Raw genomic sequence first — 17,177 nt, forward strand, 5'->3', positions numbered from 1 at the left:
GACAGCAGGAGATCGACCATGTCCACCAGCCCATCCGCTTCCACCGTTCTCGTCCTCGGCCTGACCGGCGCCATCGGCGGCGCCATCGCCGAGGCTTTGGCGCGCCGCGGCTTCATCATCCGCGCCCTGACGCGCCGGCCCGCGGCCGAGCGGCCCTCGTTCGGCTTTCCGGTGGAGTGGCGCGACGGCGATGCCCGCGATGCGGCCGCGTTGCGTTTGGCCGCCGAGGGCGCCAGCCTGATCGTGCACGGCGTCAATCCGCCGGGCTATGCGCGCTGGCGCGAGGACGCGCTGCCGATGCTCGCCAACAGCATCGCCGCCGCCAAGGCGGTTGGCGCCACCATCGTGTTCCCGGGCAATGTCTACGTCTACTCATCCGCATCGCCTGCGGTGGCGAGCGAGACGACGCCGCGGCAGCCGACGACGCGGAAGGGGCAGGTGCGGCTGGAGATGGAGGAGATGCTGGAGCAGGCCGCGCGCGAGCACGGCGTCCGCGTCATCGCCATCCGCGCCGGCGACTTCTTCGGCCCCGGTGTGACCAATTCCTGGTTCGCGCAGGCGCTGGCGAAAGGCGGCATGGCTGCGACCTCCGTGCAGCGTCTGACCAGGCCGGGTATTGGCCACGCCTGGGCCTACGTTCCCGATCTCGCCGAGACGTTCGCCCGGGTGGTCGACATCCGCGCCGATCTGCCCAACTACACGATGCTGAACTTTGCCGGCCACTACGATGCGACGGGCCATGACATGACCGACGCCGTCCGCCGCGTCCTCGGCAAGCCCGATCTGCCGGTGAAGCCGTTTCCGTGGATCATCCTCTGGCTCGCCGCGCCATTCGTGCGCTTCATGCGCGAGGCGATCGAGATGCGCTGGCTGTGGCAGCGGAGCCTTGCGCTGGACAATACACGGCTCGTCGGCCTGCTCGGCGCGGAGCCGCATACGCGGCTGGACGAGGCGGTGAGGACAGCGCTGGACCCCGCGATTGCACGTGAGTCTCAGGGCTTAGCTGCTTAGCGATACTCTCTCCACGTCATTGCGAGCGAAGCGAAGCAATCCAGAGTCGTTTCCGCAGTCCTGGATTGCTTCGTCGCTGCGCTCCTCGCAATGACGGGCGGAATAGTAGCCAGGATGAGCGGAAGCAGAGCCCGGAGGCGGACGCGATATCCGGGTTCTCACGAGCCGTCGCCGGTGAACCCGGATGTCGCTATCGCCGACGCCGAAGGGGCGTCGGCTGGCGCTCTTCCGTGCTACGAGGAGTTGGCGCCGAAGCGGCCCATCATTCCACCGCATCCTTCCGCGCGATCCGGTGCAACTGCTCGAACAGATCCGCTTGCTCGCTGGTGCAGAGACACACGCCCTGGGCGGACTCCGTGTCGCCGGCGTTGAGGTAGGCGTGGCCCATGGTGCTGTCGAGATACATGCCGTCGCCCTCGTGAAGGATCTCCGGCGCGTAGAATTCGGTGTGCACGGCAATGGTGCCGCGCGTCACCAGGAAGTATTCCTCGCCGCTGTGGCGGAGCAGGGGGCCGAACTCTTCCAATGTGCGGGCGCGCACCTCGGTGATCATCGGCACCATGCGCTTTCCGATCAGGTCGGTGCATTGATAGGTGTAGGTGTAGAACTTGGTATTCACCACCTGGCCCTGGCCGGCGCGACTGATGCTGCGGCGGGCGGTCACCGCGCGGCCCGGCTCGGGCTTTGGCGCCGCCGGGCTGAACAATTCGGCGATGTCCATCTGCAGGCCCGAGGTGAGCTGCAGCAGCTTGTCGTAGGTCAGCGACATCAGCCCGTTCTCGACCTTCGACAAGGTCGACAGCGCCATCCCGGTCTTCTCCGCCACCTGCTTCAGGGTCAGCCCGCGCGCCTGCCGGGCCGCCTTGAGGCAGTGGCCGAGCTGGGAATGCGGGCCTTCGGACGCGTGGTCGCTGACGGCGGTGTCGGTCACTTCAGGGCTCCGGAAAATCCGTTAGCGGATCGGGTTGTCTTCGGGGCGGCGGCAGTCGGGTAATGTCGCCCGAAAGGGGCTGATCAATCAACAAGCTAGGCCGGCGGCTCACGGTCATGCGTGAAGCGCGGTGGAACATTGCGTTTTCAAGTCGTGCATTCGATTTCTTATGTGCTAAATAGTTTTCCGAAACGGAAAAGAGAAGCCCTGTGGAATCGATCTGCGACAAAACTGCCGGCGAGCTGGTCAAGCTCTTGAAAACCAAGGCGATCTCGCCGGTCGCGTTGCTCGATTCGTGCCTGGAGCGGATCGCGGCGGTCAATCCGGCCGTCAATGCGGTGGTGACGCTGGACGAGCCGGGGGCCCGGGCGGCGGCGAAGGCCGCCGAGGCGGAGCTCGCGCGCGGCGAGGACAAGGGTCCGCTGCACGGGCTGCCGGTGCTGATCAAGGACACCCAGGACACCGCCGGGATGCGCTCGACCTATGGCAGCCCGATCCTGGCCGACAACGTGCCGGTGACGGACCAGGCCTCGGTGGCGCGGCTGCGCGCCGCCGGCGCGGTGATCTTCGGCAAGACCAACACGCCGGAATGGGCGGCGGGCGGCAACACCCGCAATCCCGTGTTCGGGGCCACCGGCAATCCGTTCGATCCGCTGCGCTCGGCGGCGGGCTCGTCCGGCGGCTCGGCCGTGGCGCTGGCCTGCGGCATGGCGCCGCTCGCCTCCGGCTCGGACACGGGCGGCTCCTTGCGCAATCCGGCCGGGTTCTCGGGGATCGTCGGCATGCGGCCGTCCTACGGCCTCGTCGCCAGCGAGAAGCGCGCCCATGGCTGGTCGTGCCTGTCGACCGACGGGCCGATGGCGCGCAATGTCGCCGATACCGCGCTGATGCTGGCGGTGATGGCGAGCGACGATGCGCGCGATCCGCTCGCCTACACCTTGCCGGGCGAGGCGGTGCGCGGCGCACAAGCGCGCTGGGCCGTGCCGCCGCAGGTGGACTTGCGCAAGCTCAAGCTCGCCTTCACCGAGGATTTTGGTTTTGCCCCGACCGAGCAACTGATCCGCCGCGCCTTCCGCGCGCGCGTGACGCGCATCGCGCCGCTGTTTGCCGACGCGGCCGAGAGCGCACCGGATTGCAGTGGCGCCGATGAGACCTTCGCGGTGCTGCGCGCCTCGCTGTTCCTGACCCAGCACGGCAAGAATTATCGCGAACGCCCTGGCATGATCGGGCCGAACGTGCGCGCCAATGTCGAGGAGGGGCTGTCCTACAGCCTTGAGGATTTTTCGCGCGCGGCCGCCAACCAGACCCGGATCTACCGGTCCTATCAGTCGTTCTTCGCCCAGCACGACGTGCTGATCAGCCCGACCATCACGCTGAGCCCGCGGCCGTGGGCGGAGCTGTATCCGGCCGAGATCGACGGCGTGCCGACGAAGTCCTACTTCCACTGGCTGGCGCTGGCCTATGCGGTGACGCTCGCGGGACATCCCGCGCTCAGCCTGCCGCTCGGCGTCGATGAGAACGGGCTGCCGTTCGGGCTGCAGATCGTCGGCCCCCGCGGTGGCGATGCGCTGGTGCTCGGCGTGGCCGCGGCTCTGGAAGCCGCCTTCGCCGACGATGCCGAACTGAGCCGGCCGCAGCCGGATCTCGCCAAGCTCGCCAGCCTGCCGCCGCTGGCGCAGACGCCGGGCTTCATGGCCTGGGATTGAGCGGCGCCGACAATGATCAACATTTTCCGGAGCTAACAATGTCCGACGCGTCCTCATGGCCGTTCTCGCTGGTGCGCCGCGCCGGCGGACTGGTGTTTCTGTCGGGCGAGATCCCGGTCGCCGATGACGGCAGCATTCCCGACGGCATCACCGCGCAGACCGACCTCGTGTTCAAGCACATCTCGGAGACGCTGGCGGGCGAGGGGCTTTCGCTCGACGACGTCGTGTCGTGCATGGTGCACCTCGCCGACAAGGCCGATTTCGCCGAATACAACGCGGCCTATCGCAAGCACTTCAAGGATCCGCTGCCGGTGCGCACCACGGTGCAGGCCCAGATGATCGCGGACGTGAAGCTCGAGGTCACCGTCGTCGCGGCGGCGCGGACCTGAAACAGGAGACATGACAATGCGTAGCGCGATCGTTCTCGGCGGAGGCATGGTCGGTGTCGGCACGGCGCTGCATCTGCAGAGCCGCGGCTGGTCGGTGGCGCTGGTGGACCGCCGCGAGCCCGGCCGCGAAACCAGCTATGGCAATGCCGGCATCATCCAGAGCGAGGCCGTCAGGCCGTATGCGATGCCCTATGATCTCGCCGGCGTGCTCGACATCGCGCTGGCGCGCACCAACGACGTGCATTACCGGCTGATGGCCTTGCCGTATCACGTCAAGCCGCTGCTGCGGTACTGGTGGAATTCGTTTCCCGCGCGCCACGACGTGCTGACCCGCACCTACGCGCAACTGATCGGGCGGGCGACGCTGGAGCACGAGCCGCTGATCGCTGCCGCCGGCGCCGGCAACCTTGTGCGCCGTGACGGCTTTCGCGTGCTGCACCGGACCCAGGCGCAGTTCGACAAGGAGGCCAGGGAGGCCGAGGCGGTCGGCAAGGCCTATGGCGTCAAGTTCAAGCTGCTCACATCGGCGGAGCTCGGCAAGGCCGAGCCCGGCCTGACCGATACCGGCATCGGCGGTCTGCATTGGCAGGAGCCGTGGACCGTGTCCGATCCGGGAAGCCTGGTCGCGTCCTACGCTGATCTGTTCGTCAAGCGCGGCGGCAAGCTGCTGACGGGCGACGCGACGACGTTGTCGCAGCAGGGCAGCGGCTGGGCGGTGACGACGCAAGAGGGGCGCATCGAGGCCGAGGCCGTGGTCGTTGCGCTCGGCCCGTGGTCGCCGGAATTCCTGAAGCGCTTCGGCATGGACATCCCGATGGTGCGCAAGCGCGGCTATCACCGGCACTATTCGGGCGGCGCGCCGCTCGACCTGCCGCTGCGCGACGCGGCGTTCGGCTACCTGATGAACCCGATGGCCAAGGGCGTGCGCATCACGACCGGCGCGGAGCTGTCGTCGCCGGATGCAAAGCCGACGCCGGTGCAGCTCGGCAAGGCCGAGGCCGCCGCGCGTCAACTGATCGATCTCGGCAAGCCGGTCGAGTCGGAGCCGTGGGTCGGCACGCGGCCGTGCATGCCGGACATGCTGCCGGTCGTCGGACAGGCGGCGCGGCACAAGGGCCTCTGGCTGCATTTCGGACACGGCCATCAGGGCTTCACGCTGGGGCCGGCCACCGGTCGTATCCTCGCGGAGCTGATGAGCGGTGAGAAGCCTTCCGTCGACGTCGCCGCGTGCGCGCCAGCGCGCTTCGGTGCGTAGTTCACGAGAGCCGCTGCAGTCCTGCAATCGCCGGCTGTAGCGGCTTGTCCCCAGCAGCGTCTTGTTTACCAACGACGCCCGTTTTGCGGTGCAAAATTCCGTACTTCACACATTCGCAAGTCCGCGCTCCTACGGTGAATCCGGTTGGGGCAGAATGCGGGGCGAGGCGCTAGTCGCAGGTTCTGTCGTCCACCGGTGATCCGAACATCCTGTGGGGGAGCAGATGAATTTCGCGGGCCTGGCCTACCGCTTCGTGTCGAATTTCGTATTTCTCGGCGCGGTGTATATGAGCCTGAACTACATCGAGAACTACCAGAATCGCGCGGTTCTGGCGCTCGTCATTCTGGTCTATTCCGGTATGCGCTCGTACACCGTCGTGCGCTCGTTTCATTTCTTCGGCCGCATCGAGAAGCTGGAGGCCGACGTTCGCCGGTTGTCCGGCATGCTAGGTGAAGGCCCTGTCGGCCAGGTCGTCAACAAGCAGACGATGAACGAAGTCGGCTCGCTGCGGCGCGACGGCGAGAAGATGTCCTACATGGACCTGTTCTTCCTGGCCGCGGCGGTCATTCTCTGTGTCAGCAAGCTGGTGACGAAGTAGTCGAAGTAGCGAGAGCACGATGTGCTTCTTCGGAAACGCATCATGGCCGCATGACGCACCTTTCCGATCCCGCAGTGCGCAGCTTTGTCGCAACGAACGATCCTATAAGTTAGTGACTCCGTCATGCCCGGGCTTGTCCCGGGCATCCACGTCGTTCCCAGCATGCCGGCCGACGTGGATGGCCGGGACAAGCCCGGCCATGACGACGTGGAGAGAGACGAGCACAAAACGGCGATCGCCACATGCGATTGCCCTGCCCTCCAGGGGAGGGTGACGGAATTCGCGGCCTTCCGTCGTCCTTATCGGTACGTTGGCGACGAGGGCATGATGCGTTTCCACGGAGGCGCATCATGCTCTAGCCGCGCGCGACGCTTGCGTCGCCGCGGCGGCTGCATGCGGTGCTCAGCGCTTCCGGAGACTGGCCAGCCGAACCGGCCGAGCGGCCGGTTTCGCCACGGGAGCCTCGAGGCGGGCGAGATGATGCCGTCCAGCCGAGAACGGAGCGACGGGCGGCCATGCGAACAGGTCGGCCGCCGGCGCGGGAAGGGCCGGCGCATTCGCGATCCGCGCAGCGACCGCCGGGCGCGGCCATGCCGGCTTCGGCAGGCTCACGGCCCCGGCCGGCCGCATCTCCAGATTGCCGAAATCATCCAGCCTGGCGCGGATGCGCGTCTCGGCGCCGGCGAGATCGACCGGCGTGATCGCCGGCCAATGCGCGACCGGCGTCTCGTCGGACGGCCGGTGCACCAGCCAGTCCTGCGGATCCGTCGGCGTTGCCGGCCGGTCCGGCGTTGCCGCCACGACGTGCACGACGCGGTAGTTCTTGGCCTTGAGGTCGGCGAGGATCTTGGGCAGCGCGGCGACCGTGCGCGCCTGGATGTCGTGCAGCAGCAGGATGCCCTTGCCGCGCGCCTCCAGCCGCTTGATCGCGAGCTCGTGCACCTTGGCGCCGGAAATGCTGCGCCAATCGTCGGCGAGGAAATCGGCGCTCCAGACCTGCAGGCCGAGCGAGGCGGCGTAGCTCTCGACGGCGTCGCCGCGCAGCAGGCCTGGCACCCGGAAGAACGGCGACAGCGCCGATGGATCGGTCAGCGCGGCCTTGGTCCAGGCGATGCCCTGGTCGACCTCGGGCTGCACCTGCTCGAGCGTCATCCGGTTCATGCTCAGCGGATGGTTCTGGCTGTGCGTGCCGATGCTGTGGCCGGCCGCGGCGAGCTTGCGCACGCCCTCGGGATCGGCCTTGGCCTGGCGGCCGATGGTGAAGAAGGTCGCCTTGACGCACTGGTCGGCGAGGATCTGCAGCACCTGATTGCTGTACTTCGGCAGCGGGCCGTCATCGAAGGTGATGACCACCTCGTGATCCCGGAGCGGAAGCGTCTCCTTGTACTGCATGGCGCCGAGCCGCGGATGCTCGCGCGGGTCGACCACCAGGGTGCGCGACGTGCCGAGCGCGTTGGGATTTCCGGGGCAATCGGCGGCCGACGCGGCCGATGCGATACTCAAGGCCGCTCCGGCAACGCCGCCGAGCAGCACTGCGAGCCGTGTGGGCCGTCCGACGCAAGCAGACTTACGATCACGCATCACGCTGCTCGATTCCCTTCACCGGGCCGGGTCCTTCAGCCCGGCGCTTCGATGGTCCATGATCGGTCGCAGCCATGCTGGCAAGCGCCCACCGAGACATAGCAGGGATGTTGAGCCGTCGCGACATCACATCATCCCGGGTTCCGCTTTACCGGTGGCTGTTGCCGGATTGCAATCGGCTGGAATCGTCACTCACTGCGACAGTCAAGCGTAATCAGCGGCCCTGAACGCGGGATTAACCACCGCCATGCGGCTCGGCGGGTGGAGGGCTGCCGCTGTGCTGTTCGCCGCTGTGCTGCTCAGTGTGCGGTTCCACCGCCTGCTCGGATTTCGCCGGCACGATGTGGACGATGCGATAGCCGTTGTCTTTCAGATAGCGCAGGAACGCGGGCAGCATCGCGACCGTGCGCGGCTGCGGGTCGTGCAGCAGGATGATGCCCTTGCGCGCCTGGGTCAGGCGCTTGACCAGCAGCTTGAAGGTCTGTTGCGGCGACATCGCCGTCCAGTCGCTGGCCCAGAGGTCGGCGCCGAACACGGCAATGCCGCGCGATTGCAGCAGGTCGAGGGTCGCTTGCGTCGATTCGAAGTAGGGGAAGCGGAAGAACGGCGTCGACGGGGTCGTGGTCTCGACGCCGTTGAGCGCCTTCTCGTCGGCGGCAATGCCGCGATCGATCTCCTCGACCGCCTGCTCCGGCGTGATGTGGGCGAGATGCGCGTGCGTGTAGGTATGATGGCCGACCGTGTGGCCTTCGGCCGCGATCTTCCGCACCAGCTCGGCGCGGCCCGACGCGGGCTGGCCGACCAGGAAGAAGGTCGCGCGCACGCATTCCTTGGCGAGCGTTGCGAGCACCTTGTTGGTCATCGGCGGCGAGGGGCCATCGTCGAAGGTCAGCACCACCTCGCCGTCTTCGAGCGGCAGCGTATCGGGAAAGCTCTTCAGGCCGACGCGGGGATAGTTCTTCGGGTTCACGCTCAGCACGCGCGAGGTGCCGAGCGTGCCTTCGCGCGGACATGCGGCGGAGGCGGCCATCGCGACATCGGCCGCGAGCAGCGCGGCTGCGACCGCGGCTGCATTTACCCATCCCGTGATCGGCCGAGGATGTCGCATCTTTTCCCGTTGCACTCGCTGTTGCCGATTATGTAATGCACGAAAGCACAAATCACACCATTTTGCGCTCGTGAGGCACGTCATGAACGAGACATCGGACGTTGCCCTTGCTGATGCCACTCTAGCTGGTCATGCGCCGATGCGCACCGAGGCCGGCGAGATCCGTCCCGAATTCCTCAGCGCCATCACGGCGGCGATCGCCGCCGAGGACGAGGCGTTCCTGCGCGCCGAGGTCGCCGAGCTGCACGAGGCCGATCTCGGCGATTTGATCGCGGCGCTGGCGCCGGACGACCGCGTCAGGCTGGTCGAGCTGACCGGCACCGATTTCGACTTTTCGGCGCTGAACGAGGTCGACGATTCCGTCCGCGAGGAAATCCTCGAGGAGCTCGAGCCGGAGACGGTGGCCGAGGGCGTCCGCGAGCTCGAATCCGACGACGCCGTCGAGCTGCTGGAAAGCCTCGACGAGGAGGACAAGGAGGAGATCCTCGAGCGCCTGCCGCCGTCGGAGCGCGACGTTCTCGAGCGCAGCCTCGATTATCCCGACGGCTCCGCCGGCCGGCGCATGCAGAGCGAGTTCATCGCGGTTCCCCTGGGCTGGACCGTCGGCGAAGCCATCGACTACATGCGCGAGACGCCCGATCTGCCCGAACGCTTCTACGAGATCTACGCCGTCGACGGCGCGCGGCACTGGCAGGGCGCGGTGTCGCTCGACACCTTGCTGCGCGCGCGAAGGCCGGTGCCGCTCGCCGACCTGATCGACGAGGACCGCCGGCGCGTGACCGTCACCGACGATCTGGCCGAGGTCGCCCGGATGTTCGGCAAGTACAATCTGGTGGCGGCGCCGGTGGTCGATGCCGACAACCGGCTCGCCGGCGTCATCACCATCGACGACGTCGTCGACGTGATCGAGGAGGAGGCCGACGAGGACTTCAAGGCGCTCGGCGGCGTGTCCGGCGACGAGGAGCTGTCCGACAGCGTCTGGACCATCGCCAAGGGCCGCTTCAACTGGCTGCTGATCAACCTGGCCACCGCCTTCCTGGCGTCGTCGGTGCTCGGCCTGTTCGAGGGCCAGCTGCAGCAGATGGTGGCGCTCGCCGTGCTGGCGCCGATCGTGGCGAGCCAGGGCGGCAATGCCGCGACCCAGACCATGACGGTCGCGGTGCGCGCGCTGGCGACGCGCGAGCTCGGGCCGAACAATGCGCTGCGCGTCGTGATGCGCGAGGCGCTGGTCGGCCTCGTCAACGGGCTCGCCTTCGCGCTGGTCACCGGCATCGCCGCGGTGGCGTGGTTCAAGACCCCCGGGCTCGGCATCGTGATCGGGCTCGCGATGATCTCCAACCTCGTGGCCGGCGCGCTCGGCGGCATCCTGATCCCGATGGTGCTCGAACGCGTCCGCGCCGATCCGGCGGTGGCCTCGGGGACCTTCGTCACCACGGTGACGGACGTCGTCGGTTTCTTCTCGTTTCTGGGCATCGCCACGCTGTGGTTCGGCCTGAAATAGGCGAGGCGCCTGAACGGCTTATATCGTTAATCCGGCCTTAACGCGGATCAGTGACACTCCTCGTCGAGACGGAGCTGGACCGATGCAACGCTTGCGGCTGAAGGCAGATGGACGAATCGTGGAGCTGCGCGACGGCGGAGAATTCCCGCTGGCGCCATCGGCCCCCGCAGCTCCCGTCGAGGTGCGCGATCTCCGCCGCCGGGTGCAACTGACGCAGCAGGAATTCGCCGCCAAGCTCGGCGTCCCCGTCGAGACCATCCGCAACTGGGAGCAGGGCAAGCGCATGCCGCGCGGTCCCGCGCGGGCGCTGCTCACCGTGATCGCGCACGCGCCGGAGACGGTATTCGCGGCCTTAGCTAAGACTTAAGCTCAAATCCGATCGTGCGTGGCACGTTGGGCGTGTGGCGTGCATAATGTTGCACGCGGTCTGGAGTGCACGGCCATGCTGATGATCGAGGCCAATGGTGCGAAGATTCCCGCTTTGGGTCTGGGGACCTGGGAGCTGCGCGGACGCACTTGCGCGCGCATCGTCGAGCAGGCGCTGACCCTCGGCTACCGTCATATCGACACCGCCCAGGTCTATGAGAACGAGAATGAGGTGGGCGAGGGCCTGCGCGCCTCCCGCGTCCGGCGCAACGAGGTGTTCCTGACCACCAAGGTCTGGACGACGCATTTCGCGCCCAACGATCTCGAACGCTCGACGAAGGAAAGCCTGGTGCGCCTGCGCGTCTCCGAGGTCGATCTCCTGCTGCTGCACTGGCCGAATTCGCACGTGCCTCTCGCGGAGACGCTCGGCGCGCTGTCGCATGCCAAGACGCTCGGGCTTGCCCGCCACATCGGCGTATCGAATTTCACGGTGGCTCTGCTCGATGAGGCGGTCGCCGTCTCGCCCGAACCGCTGGTGTGCGACCAGGTCGAGTATCATCCCTATCTCGACCAGACCAAGGTGCGCGAGGCCTGCGCGCGCCACGGCCTTGCGGTCGTCGCCTATAGCCCGATCGCCCGGGGCAAGATCAAGAACGATCCGACGCTGACGCGCATCGCCCGCGCTCATGGCAAGAGTCCCGCCCAGATCTGCCTGCGCTGGCTGGTGCAGCAGAACGCGGTGGCGATCCCGCGCACCTCGAAGATCGAGCGCCTGTCCGAGAACCTCGACGTGTTCGAGTTCGAACTGTCCGAGCAGGACATGGCCGACATCTTCGCGATGGGGAGCCCAGAGGGGCGGATGACCAACTTCGCCTTCGCGCCCAAATGGGATTGAGGGCGGCGCCCGCGCGATTATGCTAGACTGCGACGGGGCAGGGTGCGGCCGGCGGGCCGCTGGGCGGCGCGTGCTGCAACTCTGCCGTTGATCGGCGAGAGCGGGCGGGATCCGTTCTCGATCGGGCGCGGGCACAAGTGTAGCAGCATGGAACGTTGGCAGTTCATCCGTTGGGGCATCGCCGCGTCCGTGCTTGCGCATCTCTTGATCGCCGGGGGCGTCGTCGTCTCCACGACGGTCCGTCCCTACGAGATCCCCAAGAGCAATGAGATCGCGGTCGACATCGTCGATGCCGAGGAGCCGCAGAAGACGCCGGAGCCCGAGCCGACGCCGTCTCCGTCCGCCTCGCCGTCGCCCGAACTGACGCTGCCGCAGCCGGCGCCGCAGCCTTCACCAAGTCCGTCGCCAGCCGCCTCGGCGCCGCCGCCGGTTCCGCAGCCATCGCCGACCATGGAGGCCAAGGAGGCGCCGAAGCCAGCGTCCTCTCCGTCACCGCCGCCGCAGCGGCCGTCGCCGAAAGCGCCTGCGAAGATGGCCGCCAAGTCGGAAGCCAAGTCCGAAGCCAAGCCCGAAGCGAAGCAGGAGGTCAGGTCGGTGCTCCGGCCGATGCCGGTGCAGCCGCAGAGCTATGTGCCACCGGAGCCGGACATCACGGTGAAATACGGCGTGCGGCTCGGGCTGCCCGATCCGCTCGATGCGCTGCCGTCCGGCGGCGACCAGGAGGTCGGGTCGACCGCCACCAAGGCCGTCGCGGCCGATCTCGAGGCGGCGCTGCGCCAGCGCTTCAAATCCTGCGCCCGGCTGCCGGCCTCGCTGTCGCGCTCGGACGACATCTTCGTGAAGCTTCTGGTCGCGATGCGGCCCGATGGCCGGCTCGCCGCCGAGCCCGAACTGCTCGGAGGGCCCGCCGTGGCCGATCCCGAGAAGGTCGCCAAGGTGATCCAGCTCAAGCAGAGCGCGCTCGCCGCTCTCGATGCGTGTCAGCCCTATTCGATGCTGCCGCCGGACCGCTACCGGGAGTGGCAAGTGCTGGAGATCTCGTTTCGCCCGCAGGATTTCGGCGGCTGAGCTCTCTCGCGCCGTTGTCGACGCACCGCCCTCTGATCCTGTATGCGTCGCACGAGCCATGGGTGCGGACGCGGGGCCGGCGATCGAGATCGGCCGACGCCATTGACTCGAACACGGAGACGGCAGGACATGACGCTGAAGCTGGTGATCGGCAACAAGAACTATTCCTCCTGGTCGATGCGGCCGTGGCTGGCGCTGCGCGGCGCCGGCATCGCCTTCGAGGAGATCGTCATCCCGCTCTATACCGACGATCCCGCCGACAAGGCGCGCATCCTCGCGCATTCGCCGGCCGGCAAGGTGCCGGTCCTGGTCGACGGCGCGACGACGGTGTGGGACTCGCTCGCCATCATCGAATATGCGGCCGAGCGCTTCCCGCAGGCCGGGCTGTGGCCGGCGGACGCCGCGGCGCGGGCCCATGCGCGATCCGTCTGTGCGGAGATGCATTCCGGCTTCCAGGCGCTGCGCAACGAATGTCCGATGAACCTGCACCGGCCGGTGCGGCCGGTGGAGCTGTCGGCTGACGCCAAGGCGAACGTCGCCCGGATCGAGGAGATCTGGCGCGACTGCCGCGCGCGCCATGGCGCCGGGGGGCCGTTCCTGTTCGGCCGGTTCGGCGCGGCTGACGCGATGTTCGCGCCGGTGGTCACGCGGTTCCACAGCTTTGCGGTCCCCGTCGCGGCGGAGACCCGCGCCTACATGGACACCATGATGGCGATGCCGGCCTTTGCCGAATGGGTCCAGGCCGGGCTCGCGGAGACCTGGATCATCGCGCGGGTCGAAAACGTCTGAGCGGTGTTCCGTCAGGGCTGCCCCGGACGGCCGCGCGGTTCGTCCGGGAATACCATTCTTGACGCCATCTCGTTGAAGAACCTTGCAATCTTCCGGCCTGCTATGTCGCGAGAGGCTGGCCAGTGCGGGCCTCGGCATGCTATAGGACGCTACTTATAAAGACACGCCGGCCCGGGCAGCGGGACCAGGGGCTCGTGCCGGCATGCGAGCAGGAGAGGGCGTTGAAACACAAGTTCCCGATCGGAGCCACGGTCTACTTCACCACCAGCAATGTCTCGCGTCCGGCGGCGACTGGCACGTATGAGATCATCCGCCAGCTTCCGACCGAAGGCGATGACTGCCAGTATCGGATCAAGAGCTCCACGGAAGCCTTTGAGCGGGTTGCGAGAGAGAGCCAATTGGCCCTGTCGTGACGGCGGGGTCTCGACAGGCCTCGTCTTGAGCCTGTGCGTCGATGTGACGTGTCGAGAGGGAGGATCGTGCTGGCCACGAGGGCGTGGCGGGGGACCTAAACGAATGTTGCGCGATCCCTTTGGGGATAGCGGGTAGCTCCACACCATCCTGTGCCCACGGGGCCCATGGAATCGTCGTATTGTCGCCGGTGGGGCTGCCAAGGTTTTGGGTGATCATTTGAATTTGATGATCGTTTCGCGGCCGTCCCCTGTAGGGACGCCATCGGGGCCGTCGTTGTTGGCCCGCGTCAGGAACAAGCGCGCATGAATTCGACCTGGCCTTCCTCGCTCGACCAGCTTCTCAATTCGCCGGCCTTCCCGATGTGGCTGACCGTCGCGGCCGCCGGCTTCTTTGCGCTGGTCGTCCTGATCACGCTGCTGCGCGCCGAGAAGTCGGTCGCCAATGGCGCGCTCACCGTGATCACTCTGCTGGCGGTCGGGATTGCCGTTGCATCGATGATGCGAACCCAGGACGCCGCGCAGCGCAACGCCAATGGCGATCCGCAGACGACGGCGTCGGTCGGCCTTACGCCCCCCGCGCTCGCGTGCATCGACGACCTCGCCGGGGATCTGGTGCTGTCGAACTGTGAGCGAGCGCTGTTCGGCTCGCCGGACATGACGGCCGCCGCGGTGAGCTATTCGGCCGGGCTTCTCAGCCGGCTGTCGCAGGCGGGCGATCTCGCCAACGCCAACAAGGTGATGACAGCCGAATTGCTGGCGCTGCGCCGTGCCGTGGAGCGCGATCGCTATGGCCTGATGGCCTATGTGCTGTTGACGCGCGACCGCTGCACGCCGAATGATTGCGTCATGTTTCGCGCCGTCGGCGACCGCCAGCAACTGGTCAACAACATGGAAGGGCGGACCTATGAGGGGCTGGTGACGCGCTATGCCTCGCAGTGGAACGCGCCGCAGCCGCCCCAGGGCCAGCCGGCGCCGGTCGGGACCTTCGCGGGCCTCGCGCCGTCGCAGCCGACCGGCAAGCCGACCACGGCGGAGTTTCCGAGCTCGGCCAATACTCCGCCCGTCAGCATCATGAATCCGGAGCCGACAGCCTCGACCCGTTCGGCGGCGCCGGCGGCGGCCGCTCCGAAGCCGCCCACGCAGCTTGCGCCGCCCGCGCCGGCTTCCGTGGCGGCCAGCCATGCCCAGGCTCCCGCCGCGGCCAAGAAGGCGGCACCGAAGCCGAAACCAGCCGCGCCCGCGCAGCAGGCGGCGCCCGAGGCTGCCGAGCCGGCAGCGAACAACGAATAGCTCCGCTGGTCCAACCGCCCTCATGCCCCTGCACCTGATCAAGCTGGCCGTCGGCTGCGAGTCCGTCACGGACCTCAAGGAGTGGATCGCCGAGCGCATGCTCGCCGCCAAGAAGAAGGGCCTGCCGCAGCAGCACGTCCACGTCACGCGGATGACGCCGAAGCGTGTCGAGGACATCCTCGGCGGCGGATCGCTGTACTGGGTGATTCGCGGCGAGGTCGCCGCGCGCGAGAAGATCATCGGCATCGAGCCGTTCCGCGACGGCGACGGCATCGGCCGTTGCCGCATCATCATGCAGCCGAAGGTGATCGCGGTGTCGCCGCGGCCGATGCGCCCGTTCCAGGGCTGGCGCTACCTGACGGCGGAGGATGCTCCCGCCGATCTCGGCAAGACCAGCGCGGCCGGCGTCGAAGCGATGCCCGAGCCGCTGCGCCGCGAGCTGCGTGATCTCGGGCTGTTGTAGCAGCCTCCCGCATGTTGGCCGCATCCGAAGGGCGGCGTTGATCGGCCGCGCGCCCGCAAGCGCGCCGCACCTCTGCACCAAGATGGACATTGCGACGGTGCGCGACGACATCGCACGCGCGGTTGCGTTCGTGCACCGTACGCGAGCCGTCAATGCGAAAGCCGAGAGCGACGTCGCGCTCCGCTCGGGACGGCGTCGTCGAGCGGCTGATAGTCCGTCGCGGCGACGATCGCGCGCGGATGCCGGATCAGATCGACTTTCTCCGCCTGCCAGCTTGGAACGTCCTCCTTCCAGGTACGCCGGTAGGAACCGAAATCTTCCGAGCGGCGAACTGAGTCGCATGGACGAAGATCGACGAGCCACCTCGTCGGCACCGTGTGTCGCCCGTCGACCGGGCGACAGGCGATCGTCATGCAGCGCGCCGCTCGCCTTGCGGGCGGATGACATCGGGCTCGCGGCGCAGTGCGGAGACGATGCGGGCGATACGCGGATGTCGTGACATTTTTGCTCGATCTTCCGGCGAAAAAGCGCGGAGTCAGTGTTCGGCCTTGACGCTCGCGCGGTCGCCTCTCACAACACGGGACAAGCCGCTCAGCTTCTTCGATCACGCCTGTTAGCACCTCTCCGCAGCAAAATGCGGAGTTGGTAAACGCGCGCATCAAGTAGTAGCGGAGGATGCGTCCCCCCGTGGATTCACGATGAAGATGTATTTCACTTGACCACGGACGACCGTGACTCGAAGATGATCGTAAGGGGTCGAAATCATGCTGGTGCAGACTAGCCAAGGACAATCGGGCTCTGCCCACGTGGTTGTGCTTGGGAACGAGAAGGGTGGGTCGGGCAAGTCGACCACCGCCCTGCACATCGCCGTGGCGCTTCTCAAGGCAGGCCAGCGCGTCGCCACGATCGATCTCGATTGCCGGCAGCAGAGCTTCACCCACTACATCAACAATCGCAGCGCCTGGGCGCGCCGGACCGGCCTGCGCCTGGAGCTGCCGACGCACTACTGCATCCAGCTCGGTCAGACGCTGCAGATCGACGAGAATGAGAACACCGAATTCCAGCAGTTCATGGAGGCGGTGAGCGCGGTCGAGCGATCCTTCGATTTCATCGTTATCGATACGCCGGGCAATGACAGCTATCTGATGCGGCTGGCGCATTCGATGGCCGACACGCTGGTCACGCCGATCAACGACAGCTTTCTCGATTTCGACGTGCTCGGAACCGTCGACCCGGCCACCTATGCGGTGACCGGCGAAAGTCATTACGCCGAGATGGTGCGTGACGTCCGGCGCAAGCGGCGCCAGGTCGACGGCGTGATGACCGACTGGATCGTGGTCCGCAATCGCCTGTCGATGCTGGGCTCGCGCAACAAGCAACTGGTCGCGGACGGCTTGAAGGATCTGTCGCTGAGGCTCGGCTTCCGCGCCATCGACGGCTTCGCCGAGCGCGTGGTCTATCGCGAGTTCTTTCCGCGCGGCCTGACGGCGCTCGACGACATCGACGAAGCGACGCTCGGCACGCGCCCCAATCTCGGCCACGTCACGGCGCGGGAGGAGGTCACCAGCCTGCTGCGGCAGCTCAAGCTGCCGCTCGACGAGCGCGGCCGCCGCCGCGCTGCCAACCGGGCGGAGTGGTTCGCGCAGGTCGACAAGCCGCTCGACCTTCACGACATCATCAGCGCCTGAGGCGCAGGCCGGCGAGGCGCCCGGCCGCCGCCAACTGAGACATTGTGCGCTCTGGGCTCACACCGGCATCGCCGGTAACGTCCCGGGTTGTCGAAGCTTGGCAGCCGGCTGGCGGCCGGGATCAG

At 67.2% G+C, this 17,177-nt stretch carries 18 protein-coding genes; 14 read left to right on the forward strand and 4 right to left on the reverse strand.

From position 1 onward, the window contains the following. Positions 1-18: 18 nt before the first annotated feature. Positions 19-1,011, forward strand: coding sequence for an NAD-dependent epimerase/dehydratase family protein (locus ACQR0Z_RS21950; protein WP_434920005.1), 993 nt, complete (start codon positions 19-21; stop codon positions 1,009-1,011). 262 nt (positions 1,012-1,273) lie between these two features. Here the strand turns inward: ACQR0Z_RS21950 and ACQR0Z_RS21955 are convergent, their stop codons facing one another. Beyond that, positions 1,274-1,942, reverse strand: coding sequence for a helix-turn-helix domain-containing protein (locus ACQR0Z_RS21955; RefSeq protein ID WP_434920006.1), 669 nt, complete (start codon positions 1,940-1,942; stop codon positions 1,274-1,276). 209 nt (positions 1,943-2,151) lie between these two features. Between ACQR0Z_RS21955 and ACQR0Z_RS21960 the strand changes: the two genes are divergently transcribed. The 4 genes from ACQR0Z_RS21960 (at position 2,152) to ACQR0Z_RS21975 (ending at position 5,890) form a co-directional block, all read left to right on the forward strand. Beyond that, entirely contained in the window at positions 2,152-3,648 is a 1,497-nt protein-coding gene (locus tag ACQR0Z_RS21960; RefSeq protein ID WP_434920007.1) for an amidase, read from the forward strand. Positions 3,649-3,686: 38 nt separating this feature from the next. After that, positions 3,687-4,037 (forward strand): RidA family protein, encoded by a 351-nt coding sequence (locus ACQR0Z_RS21965; protein WP_434920008.1) that lies wholly within the window; start codon positions 3,687-3,689, stop codon positions 4,035-4,037. Between the two features lie 16 nt (positions 4,038-4,053). After that, complete coding sequence (locus tag ACQR0Z_RS21970; protein WP_434920009.1) at positions 4,054-5,292, forward strand: NAD(P)/FAD-dependent oxidoreductase; 1,239 nt, start codon at positions 4,054-4,056, stop codon at positions 5,290-5,292. A 223-nt stretch (positions 5,293-5,515) separates the two neighbouring features. Beyond that, positions 5,516-5,890: a hypothetical protein gene (locus ACQR0Z_RS21975; RefSeq protein ID WP_434861639.1), complete on the forward strand. Its 375-nt coding sequence runs from the start codon at positions 5,516-5,518 to the stop codon at positions 5,888-5,890. Positions 5,891-6,292: 402 nt separating this feature from the next. Here the strand turns inward: ACQR0Z_RS21975 and ACQR0Z_RS21980 are convergent, their stop codons facing one another. Then, a complete protein-coding gene (locus tag ACQR0Z_RS21980) occupies positions 6,293-7,471 on the reverse strand; it encodes a polysaccharide deacetylase family protein (RefSeq protein WP_434920010.1) in 1,179 nt (392 codons plus the stop codon). Positions 7,472-7,706: 235 nt separating this feature from the next. Then, positions 7,707-8,579 (reverse strand): polysaccharide deacetylase family protein, encoded by an 873-nt coding sequence (locus ACQR0Z_RS21985; RefSeq protein ID WP_434920011.1) that lies wholly within the window; start codon positions 8,577-8,579, stop codon positions 7,707-7,709. A gap of 82 nt (positions 8,580-8,661) precedes the next feature. On the opposite strand from ACQR0Z_RS21985, the gene mgtE reads away from it, so the two are divergent. The 8 genes from mgtE to ACQR0Z_RS22025 all read left to right on the forward strand — a co-directional run bounded on the left by mgtE (position 8,662) and on the right by ACQR0Z_RS22025 (position 15,364). Continuing rightward, positions 8,662-10,080: a magnesium transporter gene (mgtE, locus tag ACQR0Z_RS21990; RefSeq protein ID WP_434920012.1), complete on the forward strand. Its 1,419-nt coding sequence runs from the start codon at positions 8,662-8,664 to the stop codon at positions 10,078-10,080. Positions 10,081-10,162: 82 nt separating this feature from the next. Further along, a complete protein-coding gene (locus ACQR0Z_RS21995) occupies positions 10,163-10,447 on the forward strand; it encodes a helix-turn-helix domain-containing protein (RefSeq protein ID WP_434861643.1) in 285 nt (94 codons plus the stop codon). A 75-nt stretch (positions 10,448-10,522) separates the two neighbouring features. Beyond that, on the forward strand, positions 10,523-11,341 hold the full coding sequence (locus ACQR0Z_RS22000; protein ID WP_434861644.1) for an aldo/keto reductase: 819 nt from the start codon (positions 10,523-10,525) through the stop codon (positions 11,339-11,341). 147 nt (positions 11,342-11,488) lie between these two features. After that, positions 11,489-12,409: a hypothetical protein gene (locus tag ACQR0Z_RS22005; protein ID WP_434920013.1), complete on the forward strand. Its 921-nt coding sequence runs from the start codon at positions 11,489-11,491 to the stop codon at positions 12,407-12,409. Between the two features lie 129 nt (positions 12,410-12,538). Then, complete coding sequence (locus ACQR0Z_RS22010) at positions 12,539-13,198, forward strand: glutathione S-transferase family protein (RefSeq protein WP_434920014.1); 660 nt, start codon at positions 12,539-12,541, stop codon at positions 13,196-13,198. A gap of 221 nt (positions 13,199-13,419) precedes the next feature. Next, entirely contained in the window at positions 13,420-13,611 is a 192-nt protein-coding gene (locus ACQR0Z_RS22015) for a hypothetical protein (RefSeq protein WP_434861647.1), read from the forward strand. Between the two features lie 303 nt (positions 13,612-13,914). Continuing rightward, entirely contained in the window at positions 13,915-14,901 is a 987-nt protein-coding gene (locus ACQR0Z_RS22020; protein WP_434920015.1) for a hypothetical protein, read from the forward strand. Between the two features lie 22 nt (positions 14,902-14,923). Beyond that, on the forward strand, positions 14,924-15,364 hold the full coding sequence (locus ACQR0Z_RS22025; protein WP_434878550.1) for a DUF1489 family protein: 441 nt from the start codon (positions 14,924-14,926) through the stop codon (positions 15,362-15,364). 149 nt (positions 15,365-15,513) lie between these two features. On the opposite strand, the gene ACQR0Z_RS22030 is transcribed toward ACQR0Z_RS22025, so the two are convergent. Then, complete coding sequence (locus ACQR0Z_RS22030; RefSeq protein ID WP_434920016.1) at positions 15,514-15,777, reverse strand: hypothetical protein; 264 nt, start codon at positions 15,775-15,777, stop codon at positions 15,514-15,516. A 351-nt stretch (positions 15,778-16,128) separates the two neighbouring features. On the opposite strand from ACQR0Z_RS22030, the gene ACQR0Z_RS22035 reads away from it, so the two are divergent. Beyond that, positions 16,129-17,052: a division plane positioning ATPase MipZ gene (locus ACQR0Z_RS22035; protein ID WP_434861650.1), complete on the forward strand. Its 924-nt coding sequence runs from the start codon at positions 16,129-16,131 to the stop codon at positions 17,050-17,052. Positions 17,053-17,177 lie beyond the last annotated feature (125 nt).

Origin of the sequence: Bradyrhizobium sp. HKCCYLS3077 (assembly GCF_051167555.1) — a bacterium.
Classification (GTDB): Bacteria; Pseudomonadota; Alphaproteobacteria; order Rhizobiales; family Xanthobacteraceae; genus Bradyrhizobium.

Coding starts and splice junctions, on each gene's coding strand:
- ACQR0Z_RS21975 (WP_434861639.1), top strand. CDS start 5,516: ATGAATTTCGCGGGCCTGGCCTACCGCTTCGTGTCGAATTTCGTATTT.
- ACQR0Z_RS22035 (WP_434861650.1), top strand. CDS start 16,129: ATGCTGGTGCAGACTAGCCAAGGACAATCGGGCTCTGCCCACGTGGTT.
- ACQR0Z_RS22005 (WP_434920013.1), top strand. CDS start 11,489: ATGGAACGTTGGCAGTTCATCCGTTGGGGCATCGCCGCGTCCGTGCTT.
- ACQR0Z_RS21965 (WP_434920008.1), top strand. CDS start 3,687: ATGTCCGACGCGTCCTCATGGCCGTTCTCGCTGGTGCGCCGCGCCGGC.
- ACQR0Z_RS22025 (WP_434878550.1), top strand. CDS start 14,924: ATGCCCCTGCACCTGATCAAGCTGGCCGTCGGCTGCGAGTCCGTCACG.
- ACQR0Z_RS21995 (WP_434861643.1), top strand. CDS start 10,163: ATGCAACGCTTGCGGCTGAAGGCAGATGGACGAATCGTGGAGCTGCGC.
- ACQR0Z_RS21985 (WP_434920011.1), bottom strand. CDS start 8,579: ATGCGACATCCTCGGCCGATCACGGGATGGGTAAATGCAGCCGCGGTC.
- ACQR0Z_RS22010 (WP_434920014.1), top strand. CDS start 12,539: ATGACGCTGAAGCTGGTGATCGGCAACAAGAACTATTCCTCCTGGTCG.
- ACQR0Z_RS21950 (WP_434920005.1), top strand. CDS start 19: ATGTCCACCAGCCCATCCGCTTCCACCGTTCTCGTCCTCGGCCTGACC.
- ACQR0Z_RS22030 (WP_434920016.1), bottom strand. CDS start 15,777: ATGACGATCGCCTGTCGCCCGGTCGACGGGCGACACACGGTGCCGACG.
- ACQR0Z_RS21980 (WP_434920010.1), bottom strand. CDS start 7,471: ATGCGTGATCGTAAGTCTGCTTGCGTCGGACGGCCCACACGGCTCGCA.
- mgtE (WP_434920012.1), top strand. CDS start 8,662: ATGAACGAGACATCGGACGTTGCCCTTGCTGATGCCACTCTAGCTGGT.
- ACQR0Z_RS22020 (WP_434920015.1), top strand. CDS start 13,915: ATGAATTCGACCTGGCCTTCCTCGCTCGACCAGCTTCTCAATTCGCCG.
- ACQR0Z_RS21970 (WP_434920009.1), top strand. CDS start 4,054: ATGCGTAGCGCGATCGTTCTCGGCGGAGGCATGGTCGGTGTCGGCACG.
- ACQR0Z_RS22000 (WP_434861644.1), top strand. CDS start 10,523: ATGCTGATGATCGAGGCCAATGGTGCGAAGATTCCCGCTTTGGGTCTG.